Below are 26,749 nucleotides of genomic sequence, written 5' to 3'. Positions count from 1 at the left end.
AGTACTGAACATAGCTCCAAGACTACCTCTTAAGTTAAGAGGGGCGAAGTGTCTGGATCTTCAAGGGGCCAATCTAGTCTGGCTCATGGTGTGCCAATCCTCGGCATTGGTGAGGGAGATCAGTTGCCACTGCACGCCAGACCAGCACAGATGCAGCGTCACGGTGCGGGCATGGGGGTTATCAGGAGTGAGGTGTAGTAACCAGCACTGGCCACTGTGGCTCGGTTGTATCTTGGCCTTGCCTGCGACCAGCCCCAGCCACAGGCGCGAGGTGTGGGAGAGCGGCAGTTCGTTAGTCATCACACACCTCCTACTCCCCGCTGACCGTGACAGTGAAATATCCTAACTGGGCGTAGCTAATGAAATTGCGCTGCCATAGGGCGAACAGCTCCCGCGCTTCCTCGTCGGGCAGTGGTCCCCAGCCCAGCAGATAGTGCTCGTCACAGGAGAGGTTGAAGTCGAGCTCCTTGCAGAGCTCGGCATCCTGGCCTAGCCCCTGGTAACTGAAGTCGGTGATGTAATCGAAGACCCAGCCGTGCAATCCCCGAATAAGCCGCAGTTCTACCGGATGGACGCCACCCGTTTCAGCGCTGTAGCCGGGGCTGCGAAAGTTGAAGGTCAGGGTCGAGAGGTCGGTGAGGTCGAGCTGTTGTGCCCGCACGACGCTGCGCAGCAAGTCAGGTAATTCGGGTGAAATCGGCAGGGCCATCCCTGCCAACTGAAATGGCATGGTCATCATGGTGTGTCCTTTCGTATCGAATGTGAGACGCGTTAATCCCTGAACCAGCGCCAGGCGCGGTAGAGGCTGTAGGTGGCGGCCAAGGGCGCCGCCAGCGAGGTGACCGAGCTCCCCAGCAACGCCCCGACTGCCGCGGTCACCACGGTCGTTGCTGACGGGTTCAGTACCGTGCTGGTGGCCCTGCCTGGCAGGGCTGCTAGGGTCGGCTGATGTGCCACGCTGCGAAGTGCCTGATGTGCGATACACCCCGTGGCAATCAGCTGATTAATCTGCTTGCTGTAGTGAAAGCCCTCGATGCACCAGAGCACGAAGTGCTCGCAGTTGTTAAAGAGCGTGCTGTAGTGCGCCTCCCCAAGACGGGAGTAAGCGCGGTCGATACTCTCCTCCCGATTGAAAGCTCGTGCGCTATGGTGCTGGATGCGATAGCCCCTCCCTTGGCTAAACTCGGCAAGCGTGGTGATAGCTATCTGACCGGACTGTGTTCCGGCACTGACCCCCTGGTAGTGGATGACCAGATGGTCCCCCAGATAGAGACCGTGGTGCTGGTAACCGGTGCGGGGGGAAACGAGGTGGTCCCCTGATTGTGGTAATGGCATGAACCGTTCCTTAAATAACATGCGGCATAAAACAGAGGGCACCCGAAGGTGCCCTGAAGGTGGTGAATGTGTGGTGGCTGGTGGTCAGGACTGCTTGCGCAGCGTCAAGCTGTTGGTATCCCATACCCAGCGCTGACGAGGATTGCCGGGCAGGTCGAGGATGAAACCGTTGGGTTCGGGGGTCAGCTTGCCTTCATCGCTGCAGGTACCAAAGGGTTGTGAAAGCATGGTCAGCGCCCCCGTCTGGGCGACAGCCAACTGGTAGAGCACCGGGCATGCCACACCGCCACTGTGCAGCTCAAACAAGACCGCCTGCCCGTTGGCCAGCGGCAATCGGTGCGTGAGCGTGATGGCGTCATATTCATCGGTGCGCAGCAGCACCTCATCCCCATACCGGAGCTCGATGTTGTCATCACCATTTTTCACGATGGTAAATGATGTGGTACTTGATGCAGCTGACGCAGGTGCAAAGGAGGGCTCGAAGTAACGACTGCCATCTGAATAGGTGAGCATAAAACCGTTCAGGGCAACCGGCTGGCTGACCCTGGGTATGAGCCTTGGCTCATCTTCATCCAGCGGCATCAGCATGATGCGTTCCCCTTTCGAGGTCTCTATCCAAAACTGCATGCTGGCGAAATTGAGGGTGCCTTCAACGTTGGCCGGTACCCGTTTAGTGACCGTTGGCACCGTGAATTCAGGCGCAGCCCAGGCCGGTAAGGCAAGCAACATTAACCATGTGCACCACAGTGCCAGTTTGATCTTTTCTGTCATGTCACTCTCCAGACGACTTATTCAATGGTGTAAGAGGCATCGCCCAGATTGGTGAAGAGGGTGACCTCCCTCAATCGGCACGGCTCGGTCATGACCAGCCGCCAGCTTTCGGTGTAATTGAGCTTGAGTGGGAAATAGGTTCCTCCCACCGACCCCATCAAGTCACTGCGCAGCATCACCCGGCATTTACTCTTGCCGCCATTGATCAGCACTTTTTGAATGGTGACTTGATCGTTGAGCGAGGTGACGACTATCTGAGGCCGCCCAATAGCGGTGTACTCCACTTCCAGAGTGAATTCTGGGCCATCGGCAGACTCTGCATTGCAGGCACTCAGTGATAGGCCACAGGCCAGCAGCAAGGGATAAAGCAGTGTGCGATTCATGATCTCTCCTTAATAAAAATGGCAAAGGGATGCCTGACCGACGAGGCGAGCCTGTCGGGCTAACGGGTGTAAACGTAATGGGTTAATGGTGGTGCAGGCTGATAGCCAAATGCCACCAAGGGGATGGGTTGAGGTTAGGTCGTGTCGAACTCCTTTCGATGTTGGGGTGACTATTTCAATGAATTAGATCTAATGGGGTGATCCTCATCGCAAAGGGTCCTTAATGTCAATAAAAGTCCATAGTCAACTATAAGGGTTGACTGGAGGACTTATGGAAAACATCAACTCTGAAGCGCTGGCCAAGAGCGTGGGCAAAGCGATTGGACGCCAACGCCAGCAGGCGGGGCTGACTCAGGAGCAAGTGGCTGAGCACTTAAAGATAGGGATGGAAGCCGTCTCCCGAATGGAGCGAGGTCTCGTGGTGCCGACCGTCGTGCGGCTCGCAGAGTTGGCTCAGCTGTTTGGCTGTGAGCTTGCAGACTTCCTGCGTGAGACCAGCAACCGCCCCACCGAACAAGGCATTGTGCTCAGCCAGCAGTTGGCCAAGCTCAAGGCTGCCGATAGAGAACTGGTGCTGGAGGTGGTAGATAAGCTGGTGGCCCGACTGGCGCCTTAATGGCTCACAGTGCGCATCTGTGACTGGCTGACACCCGATGCCAGGGTCAATAACCTGGGAGGCCGCAATGGCGCTCCCAAGCAGCTTCACAGCGATATGTGTTTACTCTCCCTTGATAATATCTATCTGAGTTCCTTTTCAATCAGACCGACAGAGCAAACCGAGGTCTGCCAAGGCGAGGTTGGGACGATGGTGTCTCCATACGCCCGAAGGTACGACGACCGGCTGGTAATATCGCCAATATTTGCGTATCCAGCTTGGTCAGATAACTCAGCGCATTAATCAGGTTTATGCGCTTGGTTGTATCGCTGTAGTGCACCATCCCCACCCCATCAGTTCCCCGTCGTTGATATTCTTCCCGCCTGATTTGGCAGTTGAAATAGCTCCCGTTATTGTCGGACATATCTTCCCATACCTCTCCCAGCGCAATACCCAGCGAGATATCTTGTTGGTGTACAGCACCATTAAAAATGAACGTAATGTGGGTATGGAAACGTCTATCAACACCGAACTCCAGTTTCCAGATATAGCCTACCAACGCAGGATATTTGTTCTGTACTCGACGAAGGTAACTATTCCGGTCATTCGTCACGAGGTCTAACGTTAACTGGTCGTAATAGGCTTCGCGATATCCGATATCCAATCGGATGACTAATAGTTTGGCATGCTGGTCGAATAGGCTATTAACATACGTCGCTATACTGAGCTGATTGCGGCTCTCAACGCGTTCAAGATTCTTGAGGCGCTTACGGTGCGTCTGACTATTACACTCTCTGAGAAACGCATACAGCGTCTTATTGATATCCCTAGCTAATTCATTGCCTTCATCACTATCGAGATATCTCTCATGGATGAGGTGCAATCCAAACACCTCTCGCATATGCGTTAGGAATAGCGCTACCGTTGGATGCGCTGACGATACCTCCTCATGACAATAAAAATAATCACACACGGTATCCAATACATTAAAGAGTTTGGTTGATAGCCTACGGTCAATGCAAGTGATGCGTGACTTACCTGGGGCTGAATCAACAGCCCTGACAATAGGAAGCGTTGTATTTTGGAGCAGGTCTGTTATGGATAGGATATCTAATAGTCTGATTGAGTTAAACATGATGACCTCGCTGAGGCAGGAGTAACCCTACGCTGTGTGATAGACACACGCGTATATAGGGACGATTGGTGGAGTGGTATTGGCTACCCCACCACATGGGGGTGGTGTAATGGTACGCGATAGTGGTAATGGTTATTGGTTGTATATGGGGTGGCTGTACATAGCGTAGGAATAGTATTGAATAGAAGTGATGTTTAATTTAATGGAAGTAATGTTAAATAATAAATATACCTAAACGGTATACGCCTGCCTCACCTACGAAAATACCAAAAAACATATATAAGAAGGAATGGCTATTTCCCTAACCCATGAGCCTATCAAGGTATGATTTATAACGCTGGAAGTTATGGAGCTCACTAGGGATGAAAAAAGTTCATTCAAGACTGGCTTCGACGAATAAGCCAGCTATCAACATCGTGCTCAAACCAACCATTAGAGGACTGACCTATTTTGAAGGGTTTGGGGAAGGCCTCGTCATAACGAGGAGACTTGGGATTAAGCCAGTCATAGATAGTAGACCTGGCCATGCCAATCTTGTTAGTGAGGTCTTTGATGCGCAGGACTTTGATGGAATTACTCATGGTGTGTACTCCTGATGATGTAGTGGGTTGTTTCATCAGAAGAGCGGGCCAGTGAAAAAAAACAGCTCTACTCAGGCTCGAGGTATAATCAACGAGAGACTTGCAGATATAGCTATATACAACGCCCAAAGAGCTGCGGTTTTATATCTCCGTAGGCGTTCTGCTCTGGGATGGATCATCTGGTGAAGGTAGTGAGGAGGGGCCAGGCTGCCCCCGAGCAGGTTATCCAGACCCTCATCGAGGAGGTGAGAGGGACCCCTATGGGGGGGGGGGCGGGGACATAATTCACCAACTCCCGCATGCACATAATCAACCAAAGTTCAACAGAAAAAAGCCAATATTTCAACTCAAAAGCCATCGGAAATCGACCGTTTACATCTTAAAATCTACATGGTAATGTTCATCTCGCTTGGTTTGGTGCAGAGTCTTTTGCTACCGGCACAAGCATGGATGGGACTCCTTAGAGGTATGCTTGCTTGTGTCTCCCGAGGGCGTGGTAGATATCGATGGTGGTGAGGTTGAGATGGCTGAAGTGACGTGGAATACGAAAAAAGAAGAAAGAGAAATTATGTTTCTTTATGATCTTTTCGCTGATGATGCTGGGTGGCGAGGGCGGCGAAACAGAGATGTATCGATGCCTGCAATTGATGTTGCTGCTAAAAAACTTGATGCATTCATATTAGATGTTCTTAGCGAACGAGTAGAAAGGGATATCTTGTTTGACAAGCTAAGAGATATGAATATAAAGGCAAGAGACGTTAGCTTCGAAGACCCTTTTAAAATAAAATACTTGATGAAGGATATTTTTGACTGCTGCAATTTAACGTCAGACGCCTTTGAGTGGATATCATCCGATAATCAACGACAGTGTGACTTCATCTGGACATACTTAAGAATGTCTGATGAACGCCGTGGAACATTAGAATATAAACAATCGCTTACCATTACCAATGAGTATGAAGAGTTTGATGAAAAGGATAGGGGGCGACTACCTACGGTTAACCTCTTTGGTTTAAAATCAAATCTCTATGAGAGTCTAGGGCTACCTACGTTAGTAGACGGTAGTCATGCAAAAAAAGAGTGTATTATTCGGTTCTTTGATTTGTGGGATGTATCTAGAGAAAGAAAAGAAGACGAAATGGAGGCGCTTGTATATGCATGGAATAAAATTAAAAACAAATCAAAAATGGCTGATTGGTTAAATAAAAATGATAATATGGCTGGCTGGGCGTGGACCTATACGTTAAAGAGATTTTTGAGTTTCGATACCCCAGCATGGGTTGATTTATCAAACTCTAAAAATGAAGAAAAAGAGAAAAATGCATTGATCACGCTCTACGATATGCTCTCCGCCAAAGATCAGGCACTGTTAATGGCATCATTGAGCAAAAGCGGTGCAGTGCAGAAACATAGAATAAATTCAAACAATCGTAAGTCTATGAGCATTCCGCTATCTGATGAGCATAAAGACATGCTTAAACAGATAGCAAGGGATTCAAACCGCAAGATCTATCAAGTGGTAGAAGAGATGATCGAAAAGGCATATCAGCAGCATTACGCTAACTAACCAAAGTACCTTTCCCTATTGCCCGTACAGAATTTGATAAATAATGCTAAAGATGATATTACATCCTCGTTTTCGATATTTATAGATAGGTGATTATAATGAGTGAATTTCTGAAAGTGCTGTTGAACATCCGCAGCCTGCGGGCTGCACTGCGTGAGTTGTCTCTGGAGCAAATACAAGAAGCCCACGAGAAAATTGAAGCGATTTATCTGGAGCGTCTGGAGCACGCAGAGAAAGAGCAAGCCGCCAATGCAGAACGTCAGCAAAAGCTGGCTGAGTTCCAAGCGATGTTGGCTCAGGCTGGTATTGACCCGACTGAGTTGGTAGGCAGTGCCCCAGCAGCAGCGACTGCGACTAAAACCAAACGAGCACCTCGGCCCCCGAAATACCGTTACGTTGAAAATGGCGTAGAGAAAACCTGGACCGGTCAGGGCCGAACCCCCAAGTTCCTGGCTGAGCAACTCGAGCAAGGTCGTCAGCTGGATGACTTCCTTATCTAAATAGACAAGGCCATGCCCTCACGGTGTGGCCTTTCTGTTTACACGCTCAGTGACCCAATCAATGACAGCCCTCGTCGCTACGAACCAGGAATACTCGGTAATGTTCTGTCGCATGACTGAGGTCAGCTCTAATGACATGATTCAAAACATCCTTTAGCATGCGCATGATGCTGGCTTAGCTCAGTAGGTAGAGCAACTGACTTGTAATCAGTAGGTCACCAGTTCGATTCCGGTAGCCAGCACCACGATCACCACCGAATTTCTCATAGCAGATCCTGATGCCCGCCATAAAAGACTTAGACGCAGAACGTACCGATTTGGATGCGCGATTACGTGAAGCCATTGATAGTTGGGACCCACGTCGCCCCAGGCGCTGGCTAGCGAAACATGGCGGTTGGCGAGTTGAAAAGCGCTCCCTCCTCACGCAGCGATATTGTGCGATACGCGACGAAGCCCAAGCCTTGCTGACAAGTTGCTAGCCTGGATGTTTGTTGCCATTCTCTGAACTAATCGTTCAATGGGTAATCCAACGTGCCTACCCATCACCCAGCGTAATGACGGAATGACATGTCTACCAATCCAAAGCCTCCCTTGCCACGTTACTTACAAGTAGCACATTGGTTGCACGAACAGCCGCTAACAATCAGTGCACGCGCCGCGCCGGCCGTATTTGGCATCTCGTCATAGTCCATTGTGCATATTCCGGTCGATCATGAATCAATGTTCAATTTCACCAGAATACTCAGATGATCCATTTCGGCACGGAGTGCAGTCTCGACGACGAGCGTGATCAGCTGTTGGGTGAGGGCCTGGAGACTGTTCGGACTTGATGTCTTTGACCCGCTCAGCGACCAGTGCTTTGAGCTTGTCTTGACCGATCCGCTTACCCACGAATGTTGCTTTTGAAAAAGTTACTTATTTATTCGTGGGAGGAGGCTACACAATTGGATTTACAGGCTTACAGGCTTACAGGCTTACAGGCTTACAGGCTTACAGGCTTACAGGCTTACAGGCTCGCCTCGTCATGACCATTGTTCTAATGAAGAATAACCGGATGTTTAAAGTCAATCGCGTTTTCTGCTTTCCCATAGAAACGAAAGCTCCTATTCGTTAGGTGTCCAACTCTCGTTATTCACTCCTCCAGACGTTTTTTATTGCCTATTAAGTTTCAGTCAGCGATGGGACTGCAGACTGGTGCAGATCACTCATCATCTCCTACTTAATCCTATGATGCTGACTACACTCAACTTGCACGGCAAGAAATACTACTACCTACTATTACACGACCAACTCGGGCTGGCTCACTGGTCATTGCAGCAAACCGAACTGACCCGTCAGCTGGAGCACATCGCCAGCAGCCAGTTCTGGTTGCATCCTGCCAGCAATACGTTGTGCAAGATAGTACCCGACAAGTACCCCCGCTGGACTCTTGGCTGGTTGTGTCGAGACTTGCTCAACAAGCGGCTGATCGGCCATATTGACGCTTTTCGGGAGTTACAAAGTAATCGGCGTCTGCACAAGGCTGGCCTACGGGTTGTTCCCTGCAAGGCTGCGGGCATTGCGCTTAATCCGCTTAATCCCCGCGCTTCTTTTCTCGCAGTGCGCTACCTGACAGATCATCACTCTGGTGAAGACTACTTTCAGCGGAGCGACGAGGCCGGTCGGCTGTCCCTGCTGCACAGGCTCGCCCAGGATATCGACCACCTGGCAAGGCATGGCTACTACCACCGAGATCTTCATTTGGGTAACATGATGATCTCTCCTTGCGGCCACATCGTCTGGATAGACACCCATGTGCGCCGCCTGCCTAGCAATCTGGAACGGCGACGCCAAGTCATACTCTCATCCCTCGAGCCTGGTAAACTGTTCGGGCAGTTCTATAGGGATTATCTGCTGGTCCAGTTACGCAGCCTGGCGAACGCCCCCCAGTCACTTCCATAGGTAATCCCCCCATTTTTAGGGGCATTCAAAAGTAGAGGTCATGCGGCCTGTGCCAGACGCTGTTTCGGCGTGTAGCCACCCAGCGCCATATTGGGCCGCTCATGGTTATAAACCCACAGCCAGTTCGTGGCAAACTCCTGTAGTTCATTCAGTGACTCAAACAGGTAATGGCCCAGCCAGTCGTAGCGCACCGTGCGGTTAAACCGTTCGATGTAGGCATTCTGCTGCGGATTTCCTGGCTGGATATAGCCCAGGGTTATCCCCTCCTGTTTCGCCCATCGCTTGAGCTCTTCGCTGATGTATTCCGGGCCATTGTCACATCGGATAATGGCGGGCTTACCTCGCCACGTGATCACCTGCTCCAGCGCCCGTTTGACTCGTGAGGCTACATATCATTAGGATTGGTGTATGAAAAAGAGTTTGATACTATCAAAAATATTTATTCTACTTCTTTTAGGAGTGGCCTCTTATGTCAGAGGATGCGATATATATGCCTTACTTGAAGAGATGGAGTTCCCGGATGATATTGATACTATCTTCGAGCTGAAGATTGAAATGGCTAGACAAAGTGGTGGTACTTACTATAGAGATGACTTCATTCGTTATCTTGAAGATCTTAATCCAGCCTTTAAAGTGGATGCAGAACTGACCTTGGAACAGTTGCAATGGGCTAAAGCAGTGATGGATGCAGGTACATTGAAGCGGCTTTCAAGTGGCATGGGTATGGTTGATGTGAATACCAAGTCTACTGTACCAATCAGTGAGGCAAAATATCTGGTAGGCAAGGAACTGGCAAAGCTCGATCCTATAATTCTTAGTACCAACTGGAATTTGAATTCGGTGGGGAGAGTTATTGTTACCAATGATAATGTCACTACCTATTGGACCCATTTAAAGGGTGTGCCAGTGAGGGGTCACCCAGATGGAGTTACATGGGATAGCATACCCGGTGCAGGCTCTCCGGATGGTGAGAATGAGCTTGTCATAGCATTAACCAAAAATAATAAAGGTGAGTGGACTATTCCAAAAGGTAATCATGGTTCATCGAATCTTGTCATTCATGAGTTTGCCCATACCCTAGATAAATTGGTGGGGCAACGACTAGATGGACGAAAGCTAAGTAAGGATCCTGAATTTTATCGAAATTGGTATAATGACTATCAGTCAGGGAAAATTACTGAACAGTATTATTTGCAGCCTGAAAACAACTATGAAAATGCTCTTGAGGAATCGTTTGCTGAAGGGTTTGCAAAGTATTTTGAGAATAATGGGAGGGTAACTAGTTATGACTGGCCTTATATTTCATCTTATATCGGAAATTATTTAATGAAGAAGTTGAAAGATAAGTGAATATAATGGCTATGATATAATAAATCTTTTTATAGTTATCTGATTATCTGACGCCGGCCCCGAGTCGGTGTCTTTCTTCATAATATCATTAATGGTATTATTGTCCTTCCCCAAAAGACGATTAGGCTACGATTGTGCTTTAATCGACAAACTGACACGTTATAAAATATCTAAGAAGGAAGCGGCCATCTGGCCGCTTCCTTCTTACTTAATGATACTTTGTTATTGTTAGGGTGAGCATATCCTTTAAATAATTAGTTGCCCCCATTTTTTATACGTTAGATATTTTTGTTTATTAGAATATCATCTTGTCAGACCAGCCAAGTTGCTGAAAAATATTTTTTGATGTATCACCCTTCAGATAATTAGCAAATTTCAGGCTATCTTCACTTGGCGTTCGCTTCAATGCGATATTGACATCTCGGTAAACGACCAAGCTTTTCTCAATTTCTACGACATCACCAAAATCAGGGTTGCTCTTGGCCCAATCAGCCCAAGTAACCCAGGCATCAACCTTTGGGTCTTCCAAGAAAGCCTTTCGAGCCCCGCCGCTATTAGGAGTGAACAGTACTATATTTTTTCTGAAGTTAGCGACGAGATTGATATCCCCGGTACGGCCAATCATATCTTCCCAAACACCGGTACCTGATGTATTGCTGACACCAGCACCATCCGGAACAACAATACCTACTCCTGGTTTTGCTAGATCAGCTAAACCTTGGATATTTTTAGGGTTCCCCTTTTTGACCAGAATGATTGCCGGACGTAAGTAGAGAGGCGTGATGCTATGAATATCAAAGTTGTCTGCGTGCTCAGTAGCAATCGCCAGAGCAGATTGCTCTGAGGCACCGAACAGGATATCGGCATTTTCTTTTGCTTGGTCATTCCAGCTTGCCTGAGGGCCAAAGCGCACATTCACTTTAACGCCAGTCTCTGCTTGAAACGCTTCGGCAACCTTAATCAGTGCAGTATGCGGACCACCAGGGCCATACAGATTCACATCGGCTAACACAGAAAAACTCGGCAGGCTGAACAGGATTGCTGCTACCAAGGGGTTGACGGTCAGTTTCATTTTTTTTCCTTGTATTGTTGTGAATGCTCAAGGATAACAAGACCGGATTAATCTAGGATTAATTTCAGGGGGAATGAATTTTTCTGTCCCTTGTGGTTTGGCAATACGTCATCAACTGCTAAGAAAAAGCTAAAAAAATAACATAGAAGGAAGCGGCCAGATGGCCGCTTCCTTCCTATTCAGTTGGTGAATTGCCGGATACAAATTCAGCCCAGGTATCCATCATTGGACGGCGCTGATCCAGTAAGTCAGTACGGTGGTAGGCGGCTTCTACCTTGTTCTGGATGAGATGCGCGAGCGCTCGCTCAGCCAAGTCCCTGGGGTAGCCCTTTTCACTGCACCAGTCCCGAAACGTTGAGCGAAAGCCATGAGCAGTAGCCAAGCGTCCAGGCGTCGTGCTGGGAGCCTCGACTCTTCTGAGCAAGGTAGTCATAGCCATATCGGTGAGTGGTACTTGTTTACGTGGGGAAGGGAAGACCCATTCACCATGAAGCCCCTGCACTTTCTCCAATACAGCCATAGCTTGAAGAGATAACGGAATGCGGTGCACGACTTGCGTCTTCATCCTGTCAGCTGGAATAGTCCAGATCCCGGCATCAAGGTCGAGCTCATTCCATCGCATACTTCTCGCCTCACCAGAGCGGCAAGCGGTCAGGATCACGAATGAGAGCAAGGCACGACTGACATCGAAGCGCTCTGCATTGGCCAAGTACTGTTGATAGAACGCTGGCAGTATTCGCCAATCCATCGCAGGTTGGTGCTGAGTGCGAATTGCTTTACTGGGTTGTAATGGCAGAAGCTTATCCACGACATCGACAGGGTTTGCTTGGCAGAAGCCATGAGCCCATGCCCAGGCCATCACAGCATGAAGTCTCTGCTTCACGCGGGTGGCTGTTTCCGGGATTTCCAGCCAGATAGGTTGTAGTACACTGGCGATATGTGCCGGGGTGATGGCGTTGATGGGCTGCCGACCGATGATCGGGAAGGCATATTGCTCCAGGGTCGAGATCCATTGCTTCCCATGCTTGGGGTTACGCCAGCCGGGTAACAACTGCTCGTGCACCTGACGAGCAGCGATTTCCACAGTGGGTATCGCAGGCTTACTTGCTTCTTCTTTCTTTATCTCCAAGGGGTCTAGTCCCCTGGCCAGTTGCTCACGCATCAGGCGAGCCTGGTTGCCCGCCTCGGCAATCGAGATTTCAGGGTAGATACCGAGCCCAGCATTACGGCGCTTGCCGGTAACAGGGCTGACATAGCGAAATACCCATTTCCCACGCCCTTTTGTGGTGGATGGATGCAGAGTGAGACCGGTGATCCCTCCATGTGGTATCGGCTTATCGTCGGGTTTGATGCTACGCGCTTTCGCATCAGAGAGGAGTGCCATAACAGATCCTTGATAAAAGCATGGTGTGCCATGCAGTATGCCACTTTGCACTGGCTGTGGTTAGGTGTAATTGGACGGTGATGTACAAATATTTAATGTAAGCTTGTGATTTTGATTGGTTTTATGGATGTTTCTGGAGTGTGCCGGACTGATTTAGAGCGGTCGTCCGCTCCGCCACTAATTTGAAAGGCCTTCCCAAATGGGAAGGCCTTTTTGCTATACGCGTTTTTTTGCCCATTGAGTCTCATTTTTGCACACCAGAGCCCGGCCCCACGACCGGGCTTTGGTGTTTTGAGCCTGTTTTTGAGCTGACGCATCCCGCCACGATGGCAATACCTTCCACTGTTGGCGTTCTTGCCACGGTTTTCACCTCTGTATCGCAGCACATCCCATGTTGACCATATTGTTTCGCAGCGAGCTGATAGAGCTTGATGATTAAATCAGACCATCTGGTAACGGTACGTCATCGCTCCCGCTTGTTTGTGTACTCCCCTTGTTGGTTATGGATTTATTCCGTTAAAACAGTCTCTTATCAAGAGAGGCCAGTTATATAGGTCTGTTCCGCAGAAAAAATCGCACACCGACAAATGATAATGATTATTGTTTGAATGATCTGGACGAGGTCGTTACAATGCGAACCGATTAATAAAGTGCTTTTCAAATGAGCCTTTGCTAATGCTGCTCCTGGCCGGATGCCAGGGCGTTGTAACGAGTGAAGTAAGGGAATACGCCACTTTCCTACTAAAAACGTTCAGGCCAAAACATGACAACAGTGAAACCGAGCAAGCTTGCCTTGCTGATCTGCTCCCTTCTTGCGACCCAAGCCCATGCTGCCGAACAAGAGGTGATGGTCGTCACCGCTTCCGGATTCCAGCAGAAGATTGAAGACTCTGCCGCCTCCATCTCCGTGATTACCCGTGAGCAGCTGGAGAAGCGCGCATATCGCGATGTGACCGATGCCCTGAAGGATGTACCCGGTGTCGTGGTGACTGGCGGTGGCAGCAGCAGTGATATCAGCATTCGTGGTATGGGTTCGAAATACACTCTGATGCTGGTTGATGGCAAGAAGGTGGATAGCCGTGGCACTCGCCCCAATAGCGACGGTCCGGGGATTGAGCAGGGCTGGTTGCCGCCATTGCAGGCGATTGAGCGGATTGAAGTCGTGCGTGGCCCCATGTCATCCCGTTATGGTTCCGATGCCATGGGCGGCGTGATTAACGTGATTACCCGCAAGACCACCGGTCTGGCCTGGCAGGGGTCGGTTCATGCTGATTCTACTTTCCAGGAGAACAAGGATGCCGGTAACAGCTTCCAGACCGATGCCTATACCGCAGGTTCACTGATTGATGGCGTGTTGGGGCTGCGTTTCAATGGTCAGCTGGCGCATCGTGGCGAAGACAAATTTACCCAGGGCTTTGCCGAGCAGGAGACCCGCAGTGGCACCGCCGTACTCAGCTTCAAGCCTGACGACCATAACCGCTTCGATCTGGAGGCCAGTCGCAGTCTGCAGGATCGGGATCGTACGGCCGGCAATTCACTGGATGCCAAGGCGAAAGATAGTCTTAACCGCTACGAGCGCACCAACTATGCGCTGACCCATGATGGTCAGTATGATTTCGGCTCGTCCAGCAGCTATCTGCAGCAGGAGACCAACACCAACCCCGGCCGCAAGATGGAGCTCACCAACACCATCGCCGATACCCATACCCAGTTCATTCTGGGTGCTCACTACCTGAGTGTCGGTGGTCAGTATCGCTATGAGGATCTGCACGATCAGGGCAATACCCTGAAAGTAGACAACCCTGCCGAGCAGCTGACCCGCTGGAGCTGGGCGATGTTTGTTGAAGATGAGTGGTCACTCACCGACAGCTTTGCCCTGACCGGTGGCGCCCGCATGGATCGGGATCAGAACTACGGCACTCACTGGAGCCCGCGCCTCTATGGCGTCTGGCATCTGGATGAGAATTGGACCCTGAAAGGGGGCGTCTCGACCGGTTACCGCTCTCCTGACTTGCGGATGTCAGCGGCCAACTGGGGTCAGGTCACTGGTGGTGGCAGCCTCGATGGCATGCTGGTCGGCAACCCGGATCTCAAACCCGAGACCAGTGTGAGTGAAGAGATCGGCCTGTTGTGGAACGGTCATCAGGGCTTCAACGCCGGGGTTACCCTGTTCAACACCGACTTCAAGAACAAGATCTCCGAAGTGCGTCGCTGTACTGACAAGCAGCAGCCTGCCTGTACGCTCAATGGTCACAGCTATGACTTCATCAGTGACCGGGTCAACGTCGACAAGGCGAACATGCGCGGGGTCGAGGGGATGATGGATTGGGCCATCAACGAGGATTGGTCGGTCAGCTCCAGCTACACCTTTACCCAGTCCGAGCAGAAGAGTGGCCCGCTGGCAGGTCATGCCCTCAACCAGATGCCCCGCCACATGTTCAACGGCAGCGTAGACTGGCAGACCACCGAGGATCTCAGCCTCTGGTCACGGGTCAACTTCCGTGGCGAGACCTCGGAGTACCTGAGCCGGGTCAAGATGGCGGAGGGAACCCCGTCCTACACCTTCTTTGACATGGGTCTGGTCTACAAGGCCAACAAGCATCTGGATCTGACCGCTGGCGTCTACAACCTGTTCGACAAGACGGTGGATTACAGCAGCTATGGCACTGTGCTGGACGGTCGCCGCTACAACCTGGGTGTGACCTACAACTTCTGATAGGGAGCCTGTCATGCGGCCGCCCTCTTCGGATGGCGGCCGTTTTTATTGCGCGTCCGTCAGGGGGCTATGCCTGATAGGGGGCGGCTTGCCAGGTATTACGCCCCAGTCCCTTGGCCTGATACATGAGGGCGTCAGCTTGTCGCAGTAGCTGGTCTGCATCAGCCTCTCTCTTTGCGTCTACCCAGACGGCCCCGGTGCTGATGGAGAGGGTCACCTCCCCGCCGCTGGTGTGCAGAGTTTGCCGGTTGCTCTCCAGGCAAATGCGCTCGGCCCACTGCTCTGTCTCTGCCAGCGTCGTCAGCGACAGCAGCAGGCAAAACTCCTCGCCGCCGATGCGGGCCAGTAGAGCGCCTTCGGGCAACAGGTTCGTTACCGTAGTGGCCAGCTTTTCCAGCAACAGATCCCCGATGCCATGACCAAAGCGGTCATTGGTTTCCTTGAAGTGATCCACATCGAACAGCAACAGAGCACAGGGCGTGCCGCTTGCCAGCCGTTGCTCCATGGCGGGCATGAATGCCCGTCGGTTGAGCAGGCCGGTCAGGGGGTCGGTACCGGCCTGCTTCTCCAGTCTGGCGTTGGCACGGCTCAGCTCGGCGGTGCGGCTGGCAACGGCGCGGCGCAGTTGCACTATGTAGGCCACCATGGTCAACACCCCGGCCAGCAGCAGCCAGGGACCGAGGTGGATGGGATAGACGGTCTCGACATGCATCCACTTGCGGATGATCCGCTCCCGATCGCTCTCTTTGAGCTTGGCGAAGCCCTCTTCCAGCCGGTTTAACAGGGCAAGGTCGCCCTTTTTCACCGCAAAGCGGATCTGGTCGGTATAGAGGTGGCGAACCGGAATAAAGCGGGTGGGATCTTCCGAGGTATAGATGTAGAAGTTGGCGACCTGCAGATCGGCGATAAAGGCTTTTATGTCGCCCCGAAAGGCCGCCGCCAGCAGGGTGTCATTGTCATCGAAGGTCTGCAGTCTGGTGCCGGGGAAGTAGCGTCTGGCGTAATACTCCTCGTAGCCACCGGCCACCACCCCGACCGTTTCATGGAGCAGGTAGTAGTGCACATCGGTGCCGCGCAGTTCGCTTGAGAAGAAGAGCTGGGAGTCTAGCTGGGCGAGGGGCTGACCATAGTCGAACAGCTTGTCCCGCTCCGGTGACCAGAGCAGTCCGGCGTGAACGTCCGCCTTCCCCTCATGGAGCAAGTCGAGGGAGCCCTGCCAGTCGACCAGCCTGAACTCGATCTTCTGGCCGGTCACCCGGGCATATTCACGCCACAAATCGATCAGCAAGCCATCCGGTTGGCCCGACTCATTGATATAGGAGAAGGGCTGCCAGGCTTTGGAGTTGGTAATGATGATCGGCTCCTCCGGGGCTTTGGCCCAGGCAGGCAGGGCAAGAGCGAGCAGCAGGAGCCCCCATCCGATACAGACTATGACTCCTATCCTGGAAGAGGCCATCCTTGCTCCAATCCGTTGCCGTATACCGTCCCGTGGTCACCGATTATCACCGCCTTTCTCATTGAAGAACAAGCGTTCACATGATGAAGTTTGCATGATGCAAAAGGCGCCATGACAAGGCTGGCGGATAGAGTGACTACTTACAGCGGCAGGCTGATCCGCGCCTCCAGTCCCCCTTGTGGTCGATTGAGCAGGGTGAGCTCGCCGCCGTGTTGATGGACCAGAGTGCGTGCGATGGAGAGCCCCAGCCCGACGCTGCCCGACTCGGTGTTGCGCGCCTCGTCCAGCCGCACGAAGGGTTTGAATACATCCTCCAGCCGCGCCGGATCGATCCCCGGCCCGTTGTCGCAGACCCGGATCAACAGCTCTTCCTTGCAGCGTTCCAACGACACTTGGGCGCTGCCGGCATATTTGATGGCGTTGCCGATCAGGTTCTGCAGCACCCGGCGCAGGGTGTTGGCCCGGCAGGCGTAGACCTCTTTGCCCTCCGCCAGACAGGTGACCGGCTGGCCGGTATCGGCATAGTCATCGCACAGGCTGACCAGCAGGCTGACCAGATCCAGCTCGCGGGTAGCCTCCTGCTGCCCCTCCTCGCGGGCAAAGCTGAGGGTTGCCGCCAGCATCTGCTCCATCTGTTGCAGGGTCTGCTGGATGCGCTCCTTGTCCTCGCCATCGGCCAGAAACTCGGTGCGCAGCCGCAGGCTGGTGATGGGGGTGCGCAGATCGTGGGAGATGGCCGCCAGCATCCGGGTTCTGTCCTGCACGAAGCGGTCGAGCCGGGTGTGCATCCGGTTAAAGGCCTGAATCGACTCACGGATCTCGGTCGGCCCCACCTCCTGTAGTGGTTCGATATCCTCGCCGCGTCCCAGCCGCTCGGCGTTGCCTGCCAGCTGCTGTAGCGGGCGGGTGGCACGGCGAAACAGCAGCACCATCAGCCCGATCACCAGACTGGCGACCAGCATCAGGTTGAGGGTGGTCTGCCACGACCAGCTGCCCGCCTCCTTGTCGACCAGCGAGCTGAACTGCAGCCAGCTCCCCTGCGGCAGTTCGATGGAGCCGTAGAGCCGCATATCCCGTGGCGGGGGCGGACCCTTGCGATCCCGCATCATGCGGGCGTGATGCTCCCATGCCTTGCTGCGCTGGGTATCCTCTTTCAGCTCGGCGCTGATCTCGATGGTGAGGCCGGGGGGATAGTTGAGGCGCGAGCGCACCAGTTGCTCGAAGCGGGGGCTGCGGTTGTCCGGTTGCAGCGGCTCGTCGGAGAGGCGCAGCAGCAGGGTCTCGCTGCGGCTCGCCTTGAGGATCTCGTCATAGAGGGACGGGGGGGAGAGGGAGAGCAGCCTGACCACCGAGATGATCCGCTGCATGGCGTTGCGGCTGTTGACGAAGCCGAGCGCCTCTTCCCGATCCGTGCGGTAGATCTGGATGCTGAGCAGCTGGATCAGGATCAACCCTGCCAGCGCCACTAGAATGATCTGGCCGGTCAGCCCCTTGGGCCACATCCGTGCCCACAGTCGTCGCAAGGTGCCCACTGCTTAAACCTGCGCCACGTCGGCGGAGAACATATAGCCGCCACCCCAGATGGTCTTGATCAGCTCCGGATTCTTGGGATCCCGCTCCAGCTTGCGGCGCAGGCGGCTCACCAGGGTATCGATGGCGCGATCGAAGGCTACCGCCTCGCGGCCACGGGCCAGATCCAGCAGTTGATCCCGGCTCAGCACCCGCTGCGGGCGTTCGAGAAACACCTTGAGCAGATCGAACTCGGCGGTGGAGAGGCTTAAGCCCACCCCATCCTCATCGACCAGCTCCCGACGATTGACGTCGAGCAGCCAGCGATCGAAGCGCAGATCCCGGGTCAGGGTCTCGGCGGCGGGCTGGGTCTCGGCCTGGGTGCGGCGCATCACTGCCTTGATGCGCGCCAGCAGCTCGCGCGGGTTGAAAGGCTTGGCCAGATAGTCATCGGCCCCCATCTCCAGCCCGATGATGCGGTCGGTCTCTTCCCCCATGGCGGTCAGCATGATGATGGGCAGGTTCGATTTGACCCGCAGTTCGCGGCAGAGGGTCAGGCCATCTTCACCCGGCATCATCAGATCCAGCACCAGCAGGTCGAACTCCCGCTCCTCCAGCAGTCGCTTCATCTCCTTGCCATCTCGGGCGCAGCTGACCCGCAGGCCGTGCTGTTCCAGAAAGCGTTTCAAGAGATCGCGGATCTCGCTGTGGTCATCGACCACCAGAATGTGGGTGTTGCCCTGGTTCATGAATACCTCCCCCTGCTTGGCGTTGGCACGAGTATACGAAAATCCGCCCGGCGGTTTGTGTCAAAGTGTGCCAGATCCGCACGATGCCACACTCTGCTACAAAAAAGGGTGATGCTGGCAAAGTTCAGACACTGGACGGGTGTTTACTTGAGGGCAAGGCAAGAGCGCCGAACCAGAATCATCCCTACAGGAGATAGACCATGAAAAAGCTGACCAAAACCCTGCTGACCGCCACCCTGATCCTTGGCCTGCCGTTGGGCGCCTATGCCGCCAGTGAAGCTGCCCCCACCGGCCAGCCCGGTGCCATGGTGGACTGCCCGATGGATGGCGGTGGCATGATGGGTGGCAAACACCACGGTGGCCGCCACGACAAGATGGCCCGTCTGCAGAACATGACCCCGGAGCAGATCCAGGCCAACCTGCAGCAACGTTATGACCGCATTGAAGATCCGGCCAAGAAGGCGGAGTTCATCAAGAACCTCAACGAGCGTGCCGCCGGCATGACCAAGCACGCCGAAGCGATGAAGCAGTTCGCCGAAGCGAACCAGTAACAGCGTCTGCTGTTGCACATGACAGTGACAAACCGAAGGGTGGCCGAGGCCGCCCTTTTTGTGATCCCATCGATCCATTTTTGCTCGAATCGTTATCTTGCTGTCGCTTATGTGAGCGATGGCAAACGCGCCATGAGCGAATTGCAAGATAATGCCCGCTCTTATAACAAGCTGCAGTTAGCAGTGGCCGTCAACAGGAGAGGGTATGGGTTGGGATCTGGGGACAATCAAGGGGCGATATACCGCCGTTTTTCTGGGATTCATGGTGGCGGTCTGTGTGCTGACCGTTATCGGTATCCAGTTATGGGTCAAACCCGAGCTGCAACGGGCGGGTGAGCAGAATCTGGTGCTGCGAGTCAGCGAGATTGCGACCGACATTCGCGATCAGCTCAACGGGGTGCAGAGCCAGTCACGCAGTATCACCCAGCTGGTTGCCCAGCTGCCGAGCGAACAAATCGATGCCGTTCTCCCAGCTCTGATCGATCAATATGGCAATGCCATGGTGTTTGGTGGCGGCATCTGGCCTATGCCGGATCAGCGGGAAGCCGGTCGCATCAAGTTCAGTACCTTCTTTCATCGGGATGGTGCCAACAAGCTGATCCCCAACACCTACTGGAACTCGGCCGAGGCGCCCAACTATTTCGAGCAGCCCTGGCACAGAGCCGGGCAGCAGGCGGCGAAAGGCATGTGTGTCTGGGCGGCGGCTTACAAGGATGGTGCCAGCCAACAGCCACGAACCAACTGCGCCATGGGGATCTATCGTGACGGTTCCCTCTACGGGGTGTCGACCATCGATGTGACGCTGGGTTTCTTCAATGATCTGGTCGCCAAAAAAGAGCAGGAGATCGGTGGTCAGGTGATGATCGTCGAGGCCGACGGCAAGATCCTCAGCAAGAATGGTCGTTTGAGCGGGGATGTGGTGCTGGGCAACCTCTCATCTCACGGGGACTATCCCTTTGCCAGCGCCATCGCCAGCCTGCTGGGGCCGGGTAATGGCGCCGCGTTGCAGCGGACCACTTTTCAGGATCTGGGTGAAGAGCAGACATTGCTGATGCAACCCATCGAAGGAACCCCCTGGTTGTTGGCGGCGGCGCTGCCGACCAGCACCCTGACCCACGACAGTCAGGAGGTGCTCAAGACGCTGGCAGCGATCCAGCTACCGCTGGTGGTGCTGCTGTTTGCACTGATGTTGATGGCCATCAAGCAGCTGGGCAGTCGACTCGACACCCTCAAGCAGAACATCGATGCGCTCTCGGCCGGGGATGCTGACCTGACAGCCCGGATCCGGGTCAAGGGGCACGATGAGCTGGACCATATAGCCCAATCGGTGAATCGCTTTATCGCCTATCTGCAACAGATGATGTTGCAGGTGACCGAGACCACAGAGCTGATTACCCGTGAATTGGCCCAACTGGACCAGCAGACGGGACAGGCCAGACGCATTCTCGGTGAGCATGCCGCCGAGACCGATCAGATAGTGACAGCCCTGACCGAGCTCAGCTCCACTGCCGATAGCGTGGCACACCACGCGAGCGATTCTGCCAGCTTTACCGAGTCGGCCAATGGTCAGGCGATTCAGTCCCGCAAGGTGGTGGGTCAGGCCTCTGCCAGTGTGGCGGCGCTGATCGATGAAGTCGATCTTGCCGCGACCAAGGTATTGGGGATGCAGGAAGATGCCCGCAAGATCAGCAGTGTGCTCAGCGTGATCGGCGATATTGCCGCCCAGACCAACCTGTTGGCACTCAACGCGGCCATCGAGGCGGCGCGGGCCGGTGAGCAGGGGCGTGGTTTTGCCGTGGTGGCCGATGAGGTGCGAGCGCTGGCGGCGAGAACCCAGAATAGCACCGCCGAGGTGGGGAGCATGCTCTCCCGGTTGACGCAGGGGGTGGCGGAGGCCGTGGTGGCCATGGAGCACACCAAGCAGAGCTGTCAGGCGGCGACCGAGAATACCGAGCAGGTGACCGGCGGGCTCGACAAGATGGCGGATGCGGTGGTGCAGATCAACGATCTGGGCACCCAGATTGCGACTGCGGCAGAGGAGCAGAGCCGGGTGACCGAAGAGATCAACCGCAACATGGTCACTATCCGTGACATGGTCAATCTGCTGGTGGATAACGGCCAGAATACCGAACAGAGTTCGGCCACCCTGCTGGAGTCCAATCGCCAGCTGGTGGCACTGGTGCATCGCTTCAAGGTGTAACAAACCGATAATGAAAGAGGGGGAGCCTGATGCTCCCCCTCTTGCTATCTGCGCCGGTGTGGGCGTGTCGCCCTTGTCCATCGGACGATCGAACTTAGCCCTGAGCCTTGTCGGTCAGGTCTACTTTCTTGACGGTTTCGCCTTCGAACTTGATAACCACGTTCTTCTTGGTCGCATCGGTATCTTTCAGCAGGGTCTTGGTGGTTTCTGCCAGCAGCGGAGAGGCTTTGTTCAGGGCATCCAGATCATAGGTCCAGATTTCCAGGCCGGATTCGGTCTTGGTGGAGGCCGGTGCGCCCAGCTTCTCTTTGATAGCCTGCTTGTTGGAGCCACCTTCCTTGATATCCAGTGCCTGTTTGATGGCTTCGTTGGATGCGCTGTCCACGGCACCGGATACGGCGGTATTGGCCGCATCTTTTACGCTGCTGGTGACGCTGTCGGTCAGAGAGTCCATCAGGCCAGCATTGGCAAACAGGGGCAGGGTGGTGAGGGCTACCAGCAAAGTCTTTTTCATTTTCTACAGCTTCCATGGGGTCAATGAGGCGGCTATGAAATCAGCAAAGATATTGGGTGTCAAGCGAGGCGCACAATTAACATTTCTGTTAACTGGATCTCATTTTTCACCGACCGCAAACAGTTTTGGGATCTCCCGCACCAGCCAGCTCTTGGCCTTGCCCATGGTGTCTCGCCGCCAGGCCAGCACCACCTGCAACTGATGGCGATATTCGGGGCTGATCACCTTGAGCCGTCCGGCCCGGATGTCCTCCTCAATCCAGCTTTGCGGCATGGTGCCGACGCCGATCCCTGCCAGCAGGGCATCGCGTTTTTCCGCCATGGTGCTGACGGTGAGGCGCGGCTGCTTGTCCAGCAGGCGATAGGTGAGCACCGGTTTGCGCAGGGCTGAATCTGCTACCGCGATGGCGCGGTAGCGACGCAGGGTTTCGTCTGCCAGCGGCTCCGGCTCCTGATGCAGCGGGTGATCTGGATGGGCGACGTAGAGCATTACCTCTTCCTTGAGCACCTGATGCTTAATGCCGGTCATCATGATATCGGGGTTGATCGAGGAGATAAGCAGGTCGGCGCGGCCATCTTCCAGACACTCCCAGCTGCCCGCCAGCACCTCGGCCCGCAGCCGCAGTCGGGTATCGGTCTGCTCGGCCAGCTTCTCCACCAAGGGGTAGAGGGCCTGCACCGGGACCAGCGCATCGACGGCGATGGTGATGTCGGTCTCCCAGCCGCGGGCCAGCGCCCGGGTCTCGCCCACCAGATGTTCGGCCGCCTCCAGCAGCACCCGGCCGCGTTCCAGCAGCATGCGGCCCGCCGGGGTGAACTTGGTGCGGTGGCCGCTGCGGTCAAACAGCATGGCATCCAGCTCGTCCTCCAGTTTCTGCACCGTATAGCTCAATGCCGAGGGCACCTTGCCCAGCTCGTCGGCCGCCGCCGCGAAGCTGCCACGGCGGTCGATGGCGTCCAGCACCCGGATTGCTTCCAGGGTCAGCGCCCGTTCCTTGTTCGATTCCTTGGCCATTTCATACCTTCAATTTTTTTGAACATGTTTGCCAGTTTATCTCGCTAACAAGTTAGGCCAAGTGTCTTTAATATTCAATCAACGCTTAGGCAGGAACGTCGAGCGGCCAAATATGCGGGAAGTTCCGCACTGTGACACACCCAATCGGTCTGTCTGATGTCGGTGAAAGAACAACACACTATTTGAATAACCTCTTGCATGGATGCATTGATTCTGGCCGAAAAGGCCTTGGCAATGACATATAAAACAAGAGACTGAATGAACATGAAAAACGTAATCAAGATGCTGGCCGTTGCAGGCCTGATGACCACAGGTTTCGCCAACGCTTCCGTACCGGCTGACTTCAACGCCATGCCCGGCGTGCTGTTTGTGAACTGGAATGCCACCGCCGCAATGGATGGCAAAGCCAATCCGATGCTGGAAGTGCGTGATGAGTCTGGCGATCTGCTGGCATCAGTCCACGCCAACCTGACTGGCACCCAGCAGGTGCTGATCCCGAGCCGTACCCAGGGCAACCTGACCGTTAGCCTGGCTGGCCAGAGCAGCGAATACCGTATTCCGTTCGGCATCGGTGGTGGCAACCCCCGCTAAGTCGAACCCCGGATAGATGAGGAGCAGACCATGATGCAATTGAGAGCCGCAGAAGCGCGGGGCAAGGCCAACTTTGGCTGGCTGGACGCGCGCCACAGTTTCTCCTTCGGTCACTACTATGACCCGGAGTGGATGGGACACTCGGTGCTGCGGGTGATCAATCAGGATCTGGTTGCGCCGGGTGGCGGATTCGCCACCCACCCTCACGCCAATATGGAGATCCTCACTTGCGTGCTGCAAGGCACCATAGAGCACAAGGACAGCCTCGGCCACGCCGAGCAGATCCCGGCAGGGGATTTCCAGCTGATGAGCGCAGGCAGCGGGATCCGCCACAGCGAGTACAACCCCTCGCAGACGGATCCTCTCTCCCTGTTGCAGATCTGGATCGAGCCGAACGAGTTCGGCACGCCACCCGGGTATCAGCAGAAGAAGATCGAGTCCAGACCGGGCATGACGCTGGTGGCGTCACCGGATGGCGAGGATGGATCGCTGCGGATCCGCCAACAGGCCCGCGTATGGCGGCTGGAACTGGCCCCGGGCGAGACGCTCGAATGGGCACTGGCTGGCCGACACGGTTACCTGCAGATGATTTCAGGTACGCTTGCCGCCAACGGTCTGGCTGCCCGACCCGGCGACGGGGTACTCAGTCGTGATGAATACCGGTGGGAGTTGGTCGCAACCAGTGCCACTCAAGCCCTGTTGTTTGACCTGCCCTGATTGGTCAGTGGCGATACATGTACAGGACCTTAAGCGGCGAGTCCATTTAAAACGCCTTCCAAGGTCCTGTTCTGTATCGACTTTCTCTGCTTGGTTCGGCAGGCGTTCTTGGCCAAATAATCGGCAGCCCATTCCAATCTTTCCCTTATTTCTGTCAGCGCCCTATGGGCCACTGCTTCCAATAGCGGTAGCCACCACGTCGCACTGTTCTTCGACGCTTTCAGCATCGATAGCGCCCCACTCATCACACTCTGCGCGACCCGTCTCTTCATCACCAGCGACAGCAGGCTCGTCCACACCAACCCCTCGGCAATCGCTTTCTCGCCCGTCACAAACCCCTTGAGCCGGTTGTGCGATTTCCACTCTTTAAATAACAACTCCACCTGCCAACGGCAGCGATACAGGCTCATCACCTGCTCTGCTGACCATGCTGCTCGCGGTAGGTTCGTCATCCACAGACAGAACCGCTTTTCCTCAGCAAACCAGCGCCGGATCAACCGGTACTCGACCTGGCCGGACTTCACCACCATATCCAGTACCTCGGCCCGACAGCGTCGCCGTCCGGCCTCTCTCAGAGATAGTCCCGCCAGCTTGGGTACTTCCCGTCCATCACCGCGCCAGGCTTGGATTATCTTGGGGTTCAGGCTTTTCGTGCCGCGCACCAGATAAAATCCGCCAGCGTCGTTCACCTGCTCAAACCAAGCCCTGTCAATGTAACCTGCGTCAGCCAGCAGCAGGCAGTTGGTCAGCGTGTGGGCTTCAGGCAGAAATTGCCGTTCCCCTGCGGTATCGGCAGACACACTCATGCACAACGGGCTCTGCTCCGACAGTGACATGGTCATATGGCACTCGATAGCTGCCGGACTGATGGTCTTGAACCGGCCGGGAAAATCAGCAGCAAGGCGCCGATGCACCGCAAAGGAGGTGCCATCGTGCAGTAACACCTGCTTGAACGCGCCGAGGGAGGCTGCTTTGAGTTGATGGTCGATACGCAAGGCGATGGCCCGCTCGACCAGGGCTTTCATAAACAGGGCAAAGCTCTCTTTGCGCAGCTGATTGTGAAACGGTTTGTAAGAAACCTGATGGGTGTTTACCAGTTGCAAGGCATTGAAATGGCGGTGTAAACCGGCAATGTCATTGACCTGGTCGCCTCCCATGGCCCGCAGCAGTGCAGGTACGAGCATGGCTGGGGTAATGGCACGCTGACGCAGACAAAACTTGCAGAGCCGAGCAATGCGCTCGAGTGCGGCGGGAGCCAAGAGTTGCTCCAGATAGTAATTAGCGTTGATAATAGTCATAGGCTTCGCGCGTGTTGATTTTGTTTGGCGATAAAATCAGATCACAAACGAAGCCTTTTTTATATCTATTTCAATTGGTTGCCGCTAAAGATCCTGTACATGAGTGAGGGTTATGGTGGCTATATGCTGGATATTGCTATTCAGATGACAGCCATATGGGGAAGATTACAGGCGCCTGAAATAACAGCAGAGTATGGAGTGACTACCACGGCTGGAGGTTGGCACGGGCTGATCCCCTCTCCCTTTGGGAGAGGGTTAGGGTGAGGGGAGCTGGCTGACCGGGTGTAGCAACCAGGCGGCATTACACCGCTGAATCTTCAGTTATTGAAATTCCACGCGATCGGCAGTTCGACGTCGAAGATAAGTGCATCCCCGTCGAGGCGAAAGGCCAGGCTGGTCTGGTGCTGGTCGTATTCGTTGATAATCAGGCAGCTCTCGGCGAAGTTGGACTCGTAGTTGATATGGGCCACTCCTTCACGGCCGTCAGCGAGTTCGATGCTGAGCACCCGCAGCGGGTTCTCCTGACTGAGGTTGACCCGGGTGTCCCCCACGTCCACCAGCCGTTCCAGCAGAGGGAAGAAATCTTGTCTGTGGGTCGTTATGGCCTGGGTGATGGCCTGCTCCAGCTCAGCCTGGGTGGCGAAGGGGCCGCCGAGTGGGTAGCGGGTCTGGATCCTTTCCTGAGTCATTGCGTTTCCTCCTGAACTGAGATGTGGCAACAGTTTGGCCGCTGCAGTGACCTGTCATGTACAGGATCTTTAGCTACAACCAATTGAAATAGATAGAAAAAAGGCTTCTTTTGTGATCTGATTTAATCGCA

26 protein-coding genes, 1 tRNA gene and 1 pseudogene are annotated in these 26,749 nt (G+C 54.2%); 11 read left to right on the top strand and 17 right to left on the bottom strand.

The annotated features are described in order from the left end of the window. Positions 1–60: 60 nt before the first annotated feature. The 5 genes from PG888_RS19375 to PG888_RS19355 all read right to left on the bottom strand — a co-directional run bounded on the left by PG888_RS19375 (position 61) and on the right by PG888_RS19355 (position 2,489). A complete protein-coding gene (locus tag PG888_RS19375) occupies positions 61–300 on the bottom strand; it encodes a hypothetical protein (RefSeq protein WP_024946092.1) in 240 nt (79 codons plus the stop codon). Between the two features lie 10 nt (positions 301–310). Beyond that, positions 311–736 carry a DUF2787 family protein gene (locus tag PG888_RS19370; RefSeq protein ID WP_024946093.1) on the bottom strand — a complete coding sequence of 142 codons (426 nt, stop codon included), beginning with the start codon at positions 734–736 and terminating at the stop codon, positions 311–313. A 35-nt stretch (positions 737–771) separates the two neighbouring features. Beyond that, complete coding sequence (locus PG888_RS19365) at positions 772–1,335, bottom strand: lecithin retinol acyltransferase family protein (protein WP_024946094.1); 564 nt, start codon at positions 1,333–1,335, stop codon at positions 772–774. Positions 1,336–1,419: 84 nt separating this feature from the next. Further along, positions 1,420–2,106, bottom strand: coding sequence for a hypothetical protein (locus PG888_RS19360; RefSeq protein ID WP_024946095.1), 687 nt, complete (start codon positions 2,104–2,106; stop codon positions 1,420–1,422). A 17-nt stretch (positions 2,107–2,123) separates the two neighbouring features. Beyond that, a complete protein-coding gene (locus PG888_RS19355; protein ID WP_024946096.1) occupies positions 2,124–2,489 on the bottom strand; it encodes a hypothetical protein in 366 nt (121 codons plus the stop codon). 271 nt (positions 2,490–2,760) lie between these two features. On the opposite strand from PG888_RS19355, the gene PG888_RS19350 reads away from it, so the two are divergent. Then, positions 2,761–3,105, top strand: coding sequence for a helix-turn-helix domain-containing protein (locus PG888_RS19350; RefSeq protein ID WP_024946097.1), 345 nt, complete (start codon positions 2,761–2,763; stop codon positions 3,103–3,105). Between the two features lie 142 nt (positions 3,106–3,247). Here PG888_RS19350 and PG888_RS19345 read toward each other — a convergent pair whose 3' ends face one another. After that, positions 3,248–4,219 (bottom strand): YagK/YfjJ domain-containing protein, encoded by a 972-nt coding sequence (locus PG888_RS19345; protein ID WP_232105281.1) that lies wholly within the window; start codon positions 4,217–4,219, stop codon positions 3,248–3,250. A 377-nt stretch (positions 4,220–4,596) separates the two neighbouring features. Next, positions 4,597–4,800 carry a helix-turn-helix transcriptional regulator gene (locus PG888_RS19340; RefSeq protein WP_024946002.1) on the bottom strand — a complete coding sequence of 68 codons (204 nt, stop codon included), beginning with the start codon at positions 4,798–4,800 and terminating at the stop codon, positions 4,597–4,599. Between the two features lie 493 nt (positions 4,801–5,293). Here PG888_RS19340 and PG888_RS19335 point away from each other — a divergent pair, with 493 nt between their 5' ends. The 4 genes from PG888_RS19335 (at position 5,294) to PG888_RS19320 (ending at position 8,808) form a co-directional block, all read left to right on the top strand. Continuing rightward, positions 5,294–6,367 (top strand): hypothetical protein, encoded by a 1,074-nt coding sequence (locus PG888_RS19335; RefSeq protein WP_133295847.1) that lies wholly within the window; start codon positions 5,294–5,296, stop codon positions 6,365–6,367. Between the two features lie 98 nt (positions 6,368–6,465). Then, entirely contained in the window at positions 6,466–6,867 is a 402-nt protein-coding gene (locus PG888_RS19330) for an H-NS family histone-like protein (RefSeq protein ID WP_024946000.1), read from the top strand. A gap of 169 nt (positions 6,868–7,036) precedes the next feature. Further along, a tRNA-Thr gene (locus PG888_RS19325) sits at positions 7,037–7,112 on the top strand. A gap of 949 nt (positions 7,113–8,061) precedes the next feature. Continuing rightward, a complete protein-coding gene (locus tag PG888_RS19320) occupies positions 8,062–8,808 on the top strand; it encodes a lipopolysaccharide kinase InaA family protein (protein WP_133295846.1) in 747 nt (248 codons plus the stop codon). A 38-nt stretch (positions 8,809–8,846) separates the two neighbouring features. Here the strand turns inward: PG888_RS19320 and PG888_RS19315 are convergent. Next, positions 8,847–9,194 (bottom strand): annotated as a pseudogene (locus PG888_RS19315) (transposase); the annotation flags it as partial. A 22-nt stretch (positions 9,195–9,216) separates the two neighbouring features. On the opposite strand from PG888_RS19315, the gene PG888_RS19310 reads away from it, so the two are divergent. Next, the gene (locus PG888_RS19310; RefSeq protein ID WP_024945503.1) at positions 9,217–10,158 is read left to right on the top strand and encodes an anthrax toxin lethal factor-related metalloendopeptidase; all 942 of its coding nucleotides are present in this window, start codon (positions 9,217–9,219) and stop codon (positions 10,156–10,158) included. A gap of 295 nt (positions 10,159–10,453) precedes the next feature. Here PG888_RS19310 and PG888_RS19305 read toward each other — a convergent pair whose 3' ends face one another. Both PG888_RS19305 and PG888_RS19300 read right to left on the bottom strand, forming a co-directional pair. Beyond that, on the bottom strand, positions 10,454–11,230 hold the full coding sequence (locus tag PG888_RS19305) for a substrate-binding domain-containing protein (protein WP_024945504.1): 777 nt from the start codon (positions 11,228–11,230) through the stop codon (positions 10,454–10,456). A gap of 175 nt (positions 11,231–11,405) precedes the next feature. After that, positions 11,406–12,614 carry a tyrosine-type recombinase/integrase gene (locus PG888_RS19300; RefSeq protein WP_024945505.1) on the bottom strand — a complete coding sequence of 403 codons (1,209 nt, stop codon included), beginning with the start codon at positions 12,612–12,614 and terminating at the stop codon, positions 11,406–11,408. A gap of 763 nt (positions 12,615–13,377) precedes the next feature. Here PG888_RS19300 and PG888_RS19295 point away from each other — a divergent pair. Beyond that, the gene (locus PG888_RS19295; RefSeq protein ID WP_270694101.1) at positions 13,378–15,330 is read left to right on the top strand and encodes a ligand-gated channel protein; all 1,953 of its coding nucleotides are present in this window, start codon (positions 13,378–13,380) and stop codon (positions 15,328–15,330) included. 67 nt (positions 15,331–15,397) lie between these two features. On the opposite strand, the gene PG888_RS19290 is transcribed toward PG888_RS19295, so the two are convergent. The 3 genes from PG888_RS19290 to PG888_RS19280 all read right to left on the bottom strand — a co-directional run bounded on the left by PG888_RS19290 (position 15,398) and on the right by PG888_RS19280 (position 19,044). Then, positions 15,398–16,786 (bottom strand): transporter substrate-binding domain-containing diguanylate cyclase, encoded by a 1,389-nt coding sequence (locus tag PG888_RS19290; protein ID WP_270694103.1) that lies wholly within the window; start codon positions 16,784–16,786, stop codon positions 15,398–15,400. Between the two features lie 140 nt (positions 16,787–16,926). After that, complete coding sequence (locus PG888_RS19285; protein ID WP_270694104.1) at positions 16,927–18,288, bottom strand: ATP-binding protein; 1,362 nt, start codon at positions 18,286–18,288, stop codon at positions 16,927–16,929. Between the two features lie 33 nt (positions 18,289–18,321). Next, complete coding sequence (locus PG888_RS19280) at positions 18,322–19,044, bottom strand: response regulator (RefSeq protein ID WP_075111833.1); 723 nt, start codon at positions 19,042–19,044, stop codon at positions 18,322–18,324. Between the two features lie 200 nt (positions 19,045–19,244). On the opposite strand from PG888_RS19280, the gene PG888_RS19275 reads away from it, so the two are divergent. Beyond that, the gene (locus PG888_RS19275; protein ID WP_042657018.1) at positions 19,245–19,595 is read left to right on the top strand and encodes a hypothetical protein; all 351 of its coding nucleotides are present in this window, start codon (positions 19,245–19,247) and stop codon (positions 19,593–19,595) included. A gap of 205 nt (positions 19,596–19,800) precedes the next feature. Beyond that, positions 19,801–21,795, top strand: a complete 1,995-nt coding sequence (locus tag PG888_RS19270; protein WP_182938452.1) for a methyl-accepting chemotaxis protein — start codon at positions 19,801–19,803, stop codon at positions 21,793–21,795. Positions 21,796–21,889: 94 nt separating this feature from the next. On the opposite strand, the gene PG888_RS19265 is transcribed toward PG888_RS19270, so the two are convergent. Then, entirely contained in the window at positions 21,890–22,309 is a 420-nt protein-coding gene (locus tag PG888_RS19265; RefSeq protein WP_111806276.1) for a hypothetical protein, read from the bottom strand. Positions 22,310–22,408: 99 nt separating this feature from the next. Next, complete coding sequence (locus tag PG888_RS19260; protein ID WP_111806278.1) at positions 22,409–23,323, bottom strand: LysR family transcriptional regulator; 915 nt, start codon at positions 23,321–23,323, stop codon at positions 22,409–22,411. A gap of 258 nt (positions 23,324–23,581) precedes the next feature. Between PG888_RS19260 and PG888_RS19255 the strand changes: the two genes are divergently transcribed. Further along, positions 23,582–23,914: a hypothetical protein gene (locus PG888_RS19255; RefSeq protein ID WP_075111836.1), complete on the top strand. Its 333-nt coding sequence runs from the start codon at positions 23,582–23,584 to the stop codon at positions 23,912–23,914. Positions 23,915–23,944: 30 nt separating this feature from the next. Beyond that, on the top strand, positions 23,945–24,631 hold the full coding sequence (locus PG888_RS19250) for a pirin family protein (protein ID WP_111806280.1): 687 nt from the start codon (positions 23,945–23,947) through the stop codon (positions 24,629–24,631). Positions 24,632–24,660: 29 nt separating this feature from the next. On the opposite strand, the gene PG888_RS19245 is transcribed toward PG888_RS19250, so the two are convergent. Beyond that, positions 24,661–25,929, bottom strand: coding sequence for an IS4-like element ISApu1 family transposase (locus PG888_RS19245; RefSeq protein WP_011191342.1), 1,269 nt, complete (start codon positions 25,927–25,929; stop codon positions 24,661–24,663). Positions 25,930–26,246: 317 nt separating this feature from the next. Further along, positions 26,247–26,618 (bottom strand): hypothetical protein, encoded by a 372-nt coding sequence (locus PG888_RS19240; protein ID WP_004099020.1) that lies wholly within the window; start codon positions 26,616–26,618, stop codon positions 26,247–26,249. Positions 26,619–26,749: the final 131 nt, after the last annotated feature.

The sequence above is a fragment of the Aeromonas sp. QDB23 genome (assembly GCF_027707745.1).
Taxonomy (GTDB): domain Bacteria; phylum Pseudomonadota; class Gammaproteobacteria; order Enterobacterales; family Aeromonadaceae; genus Aeromonas; species Aeromonas allosaccharophila.
Note: the sequence above shows the minus strand (reverse complement) of the source record. Positions and strands in the feature narration are given on the sequence as shown.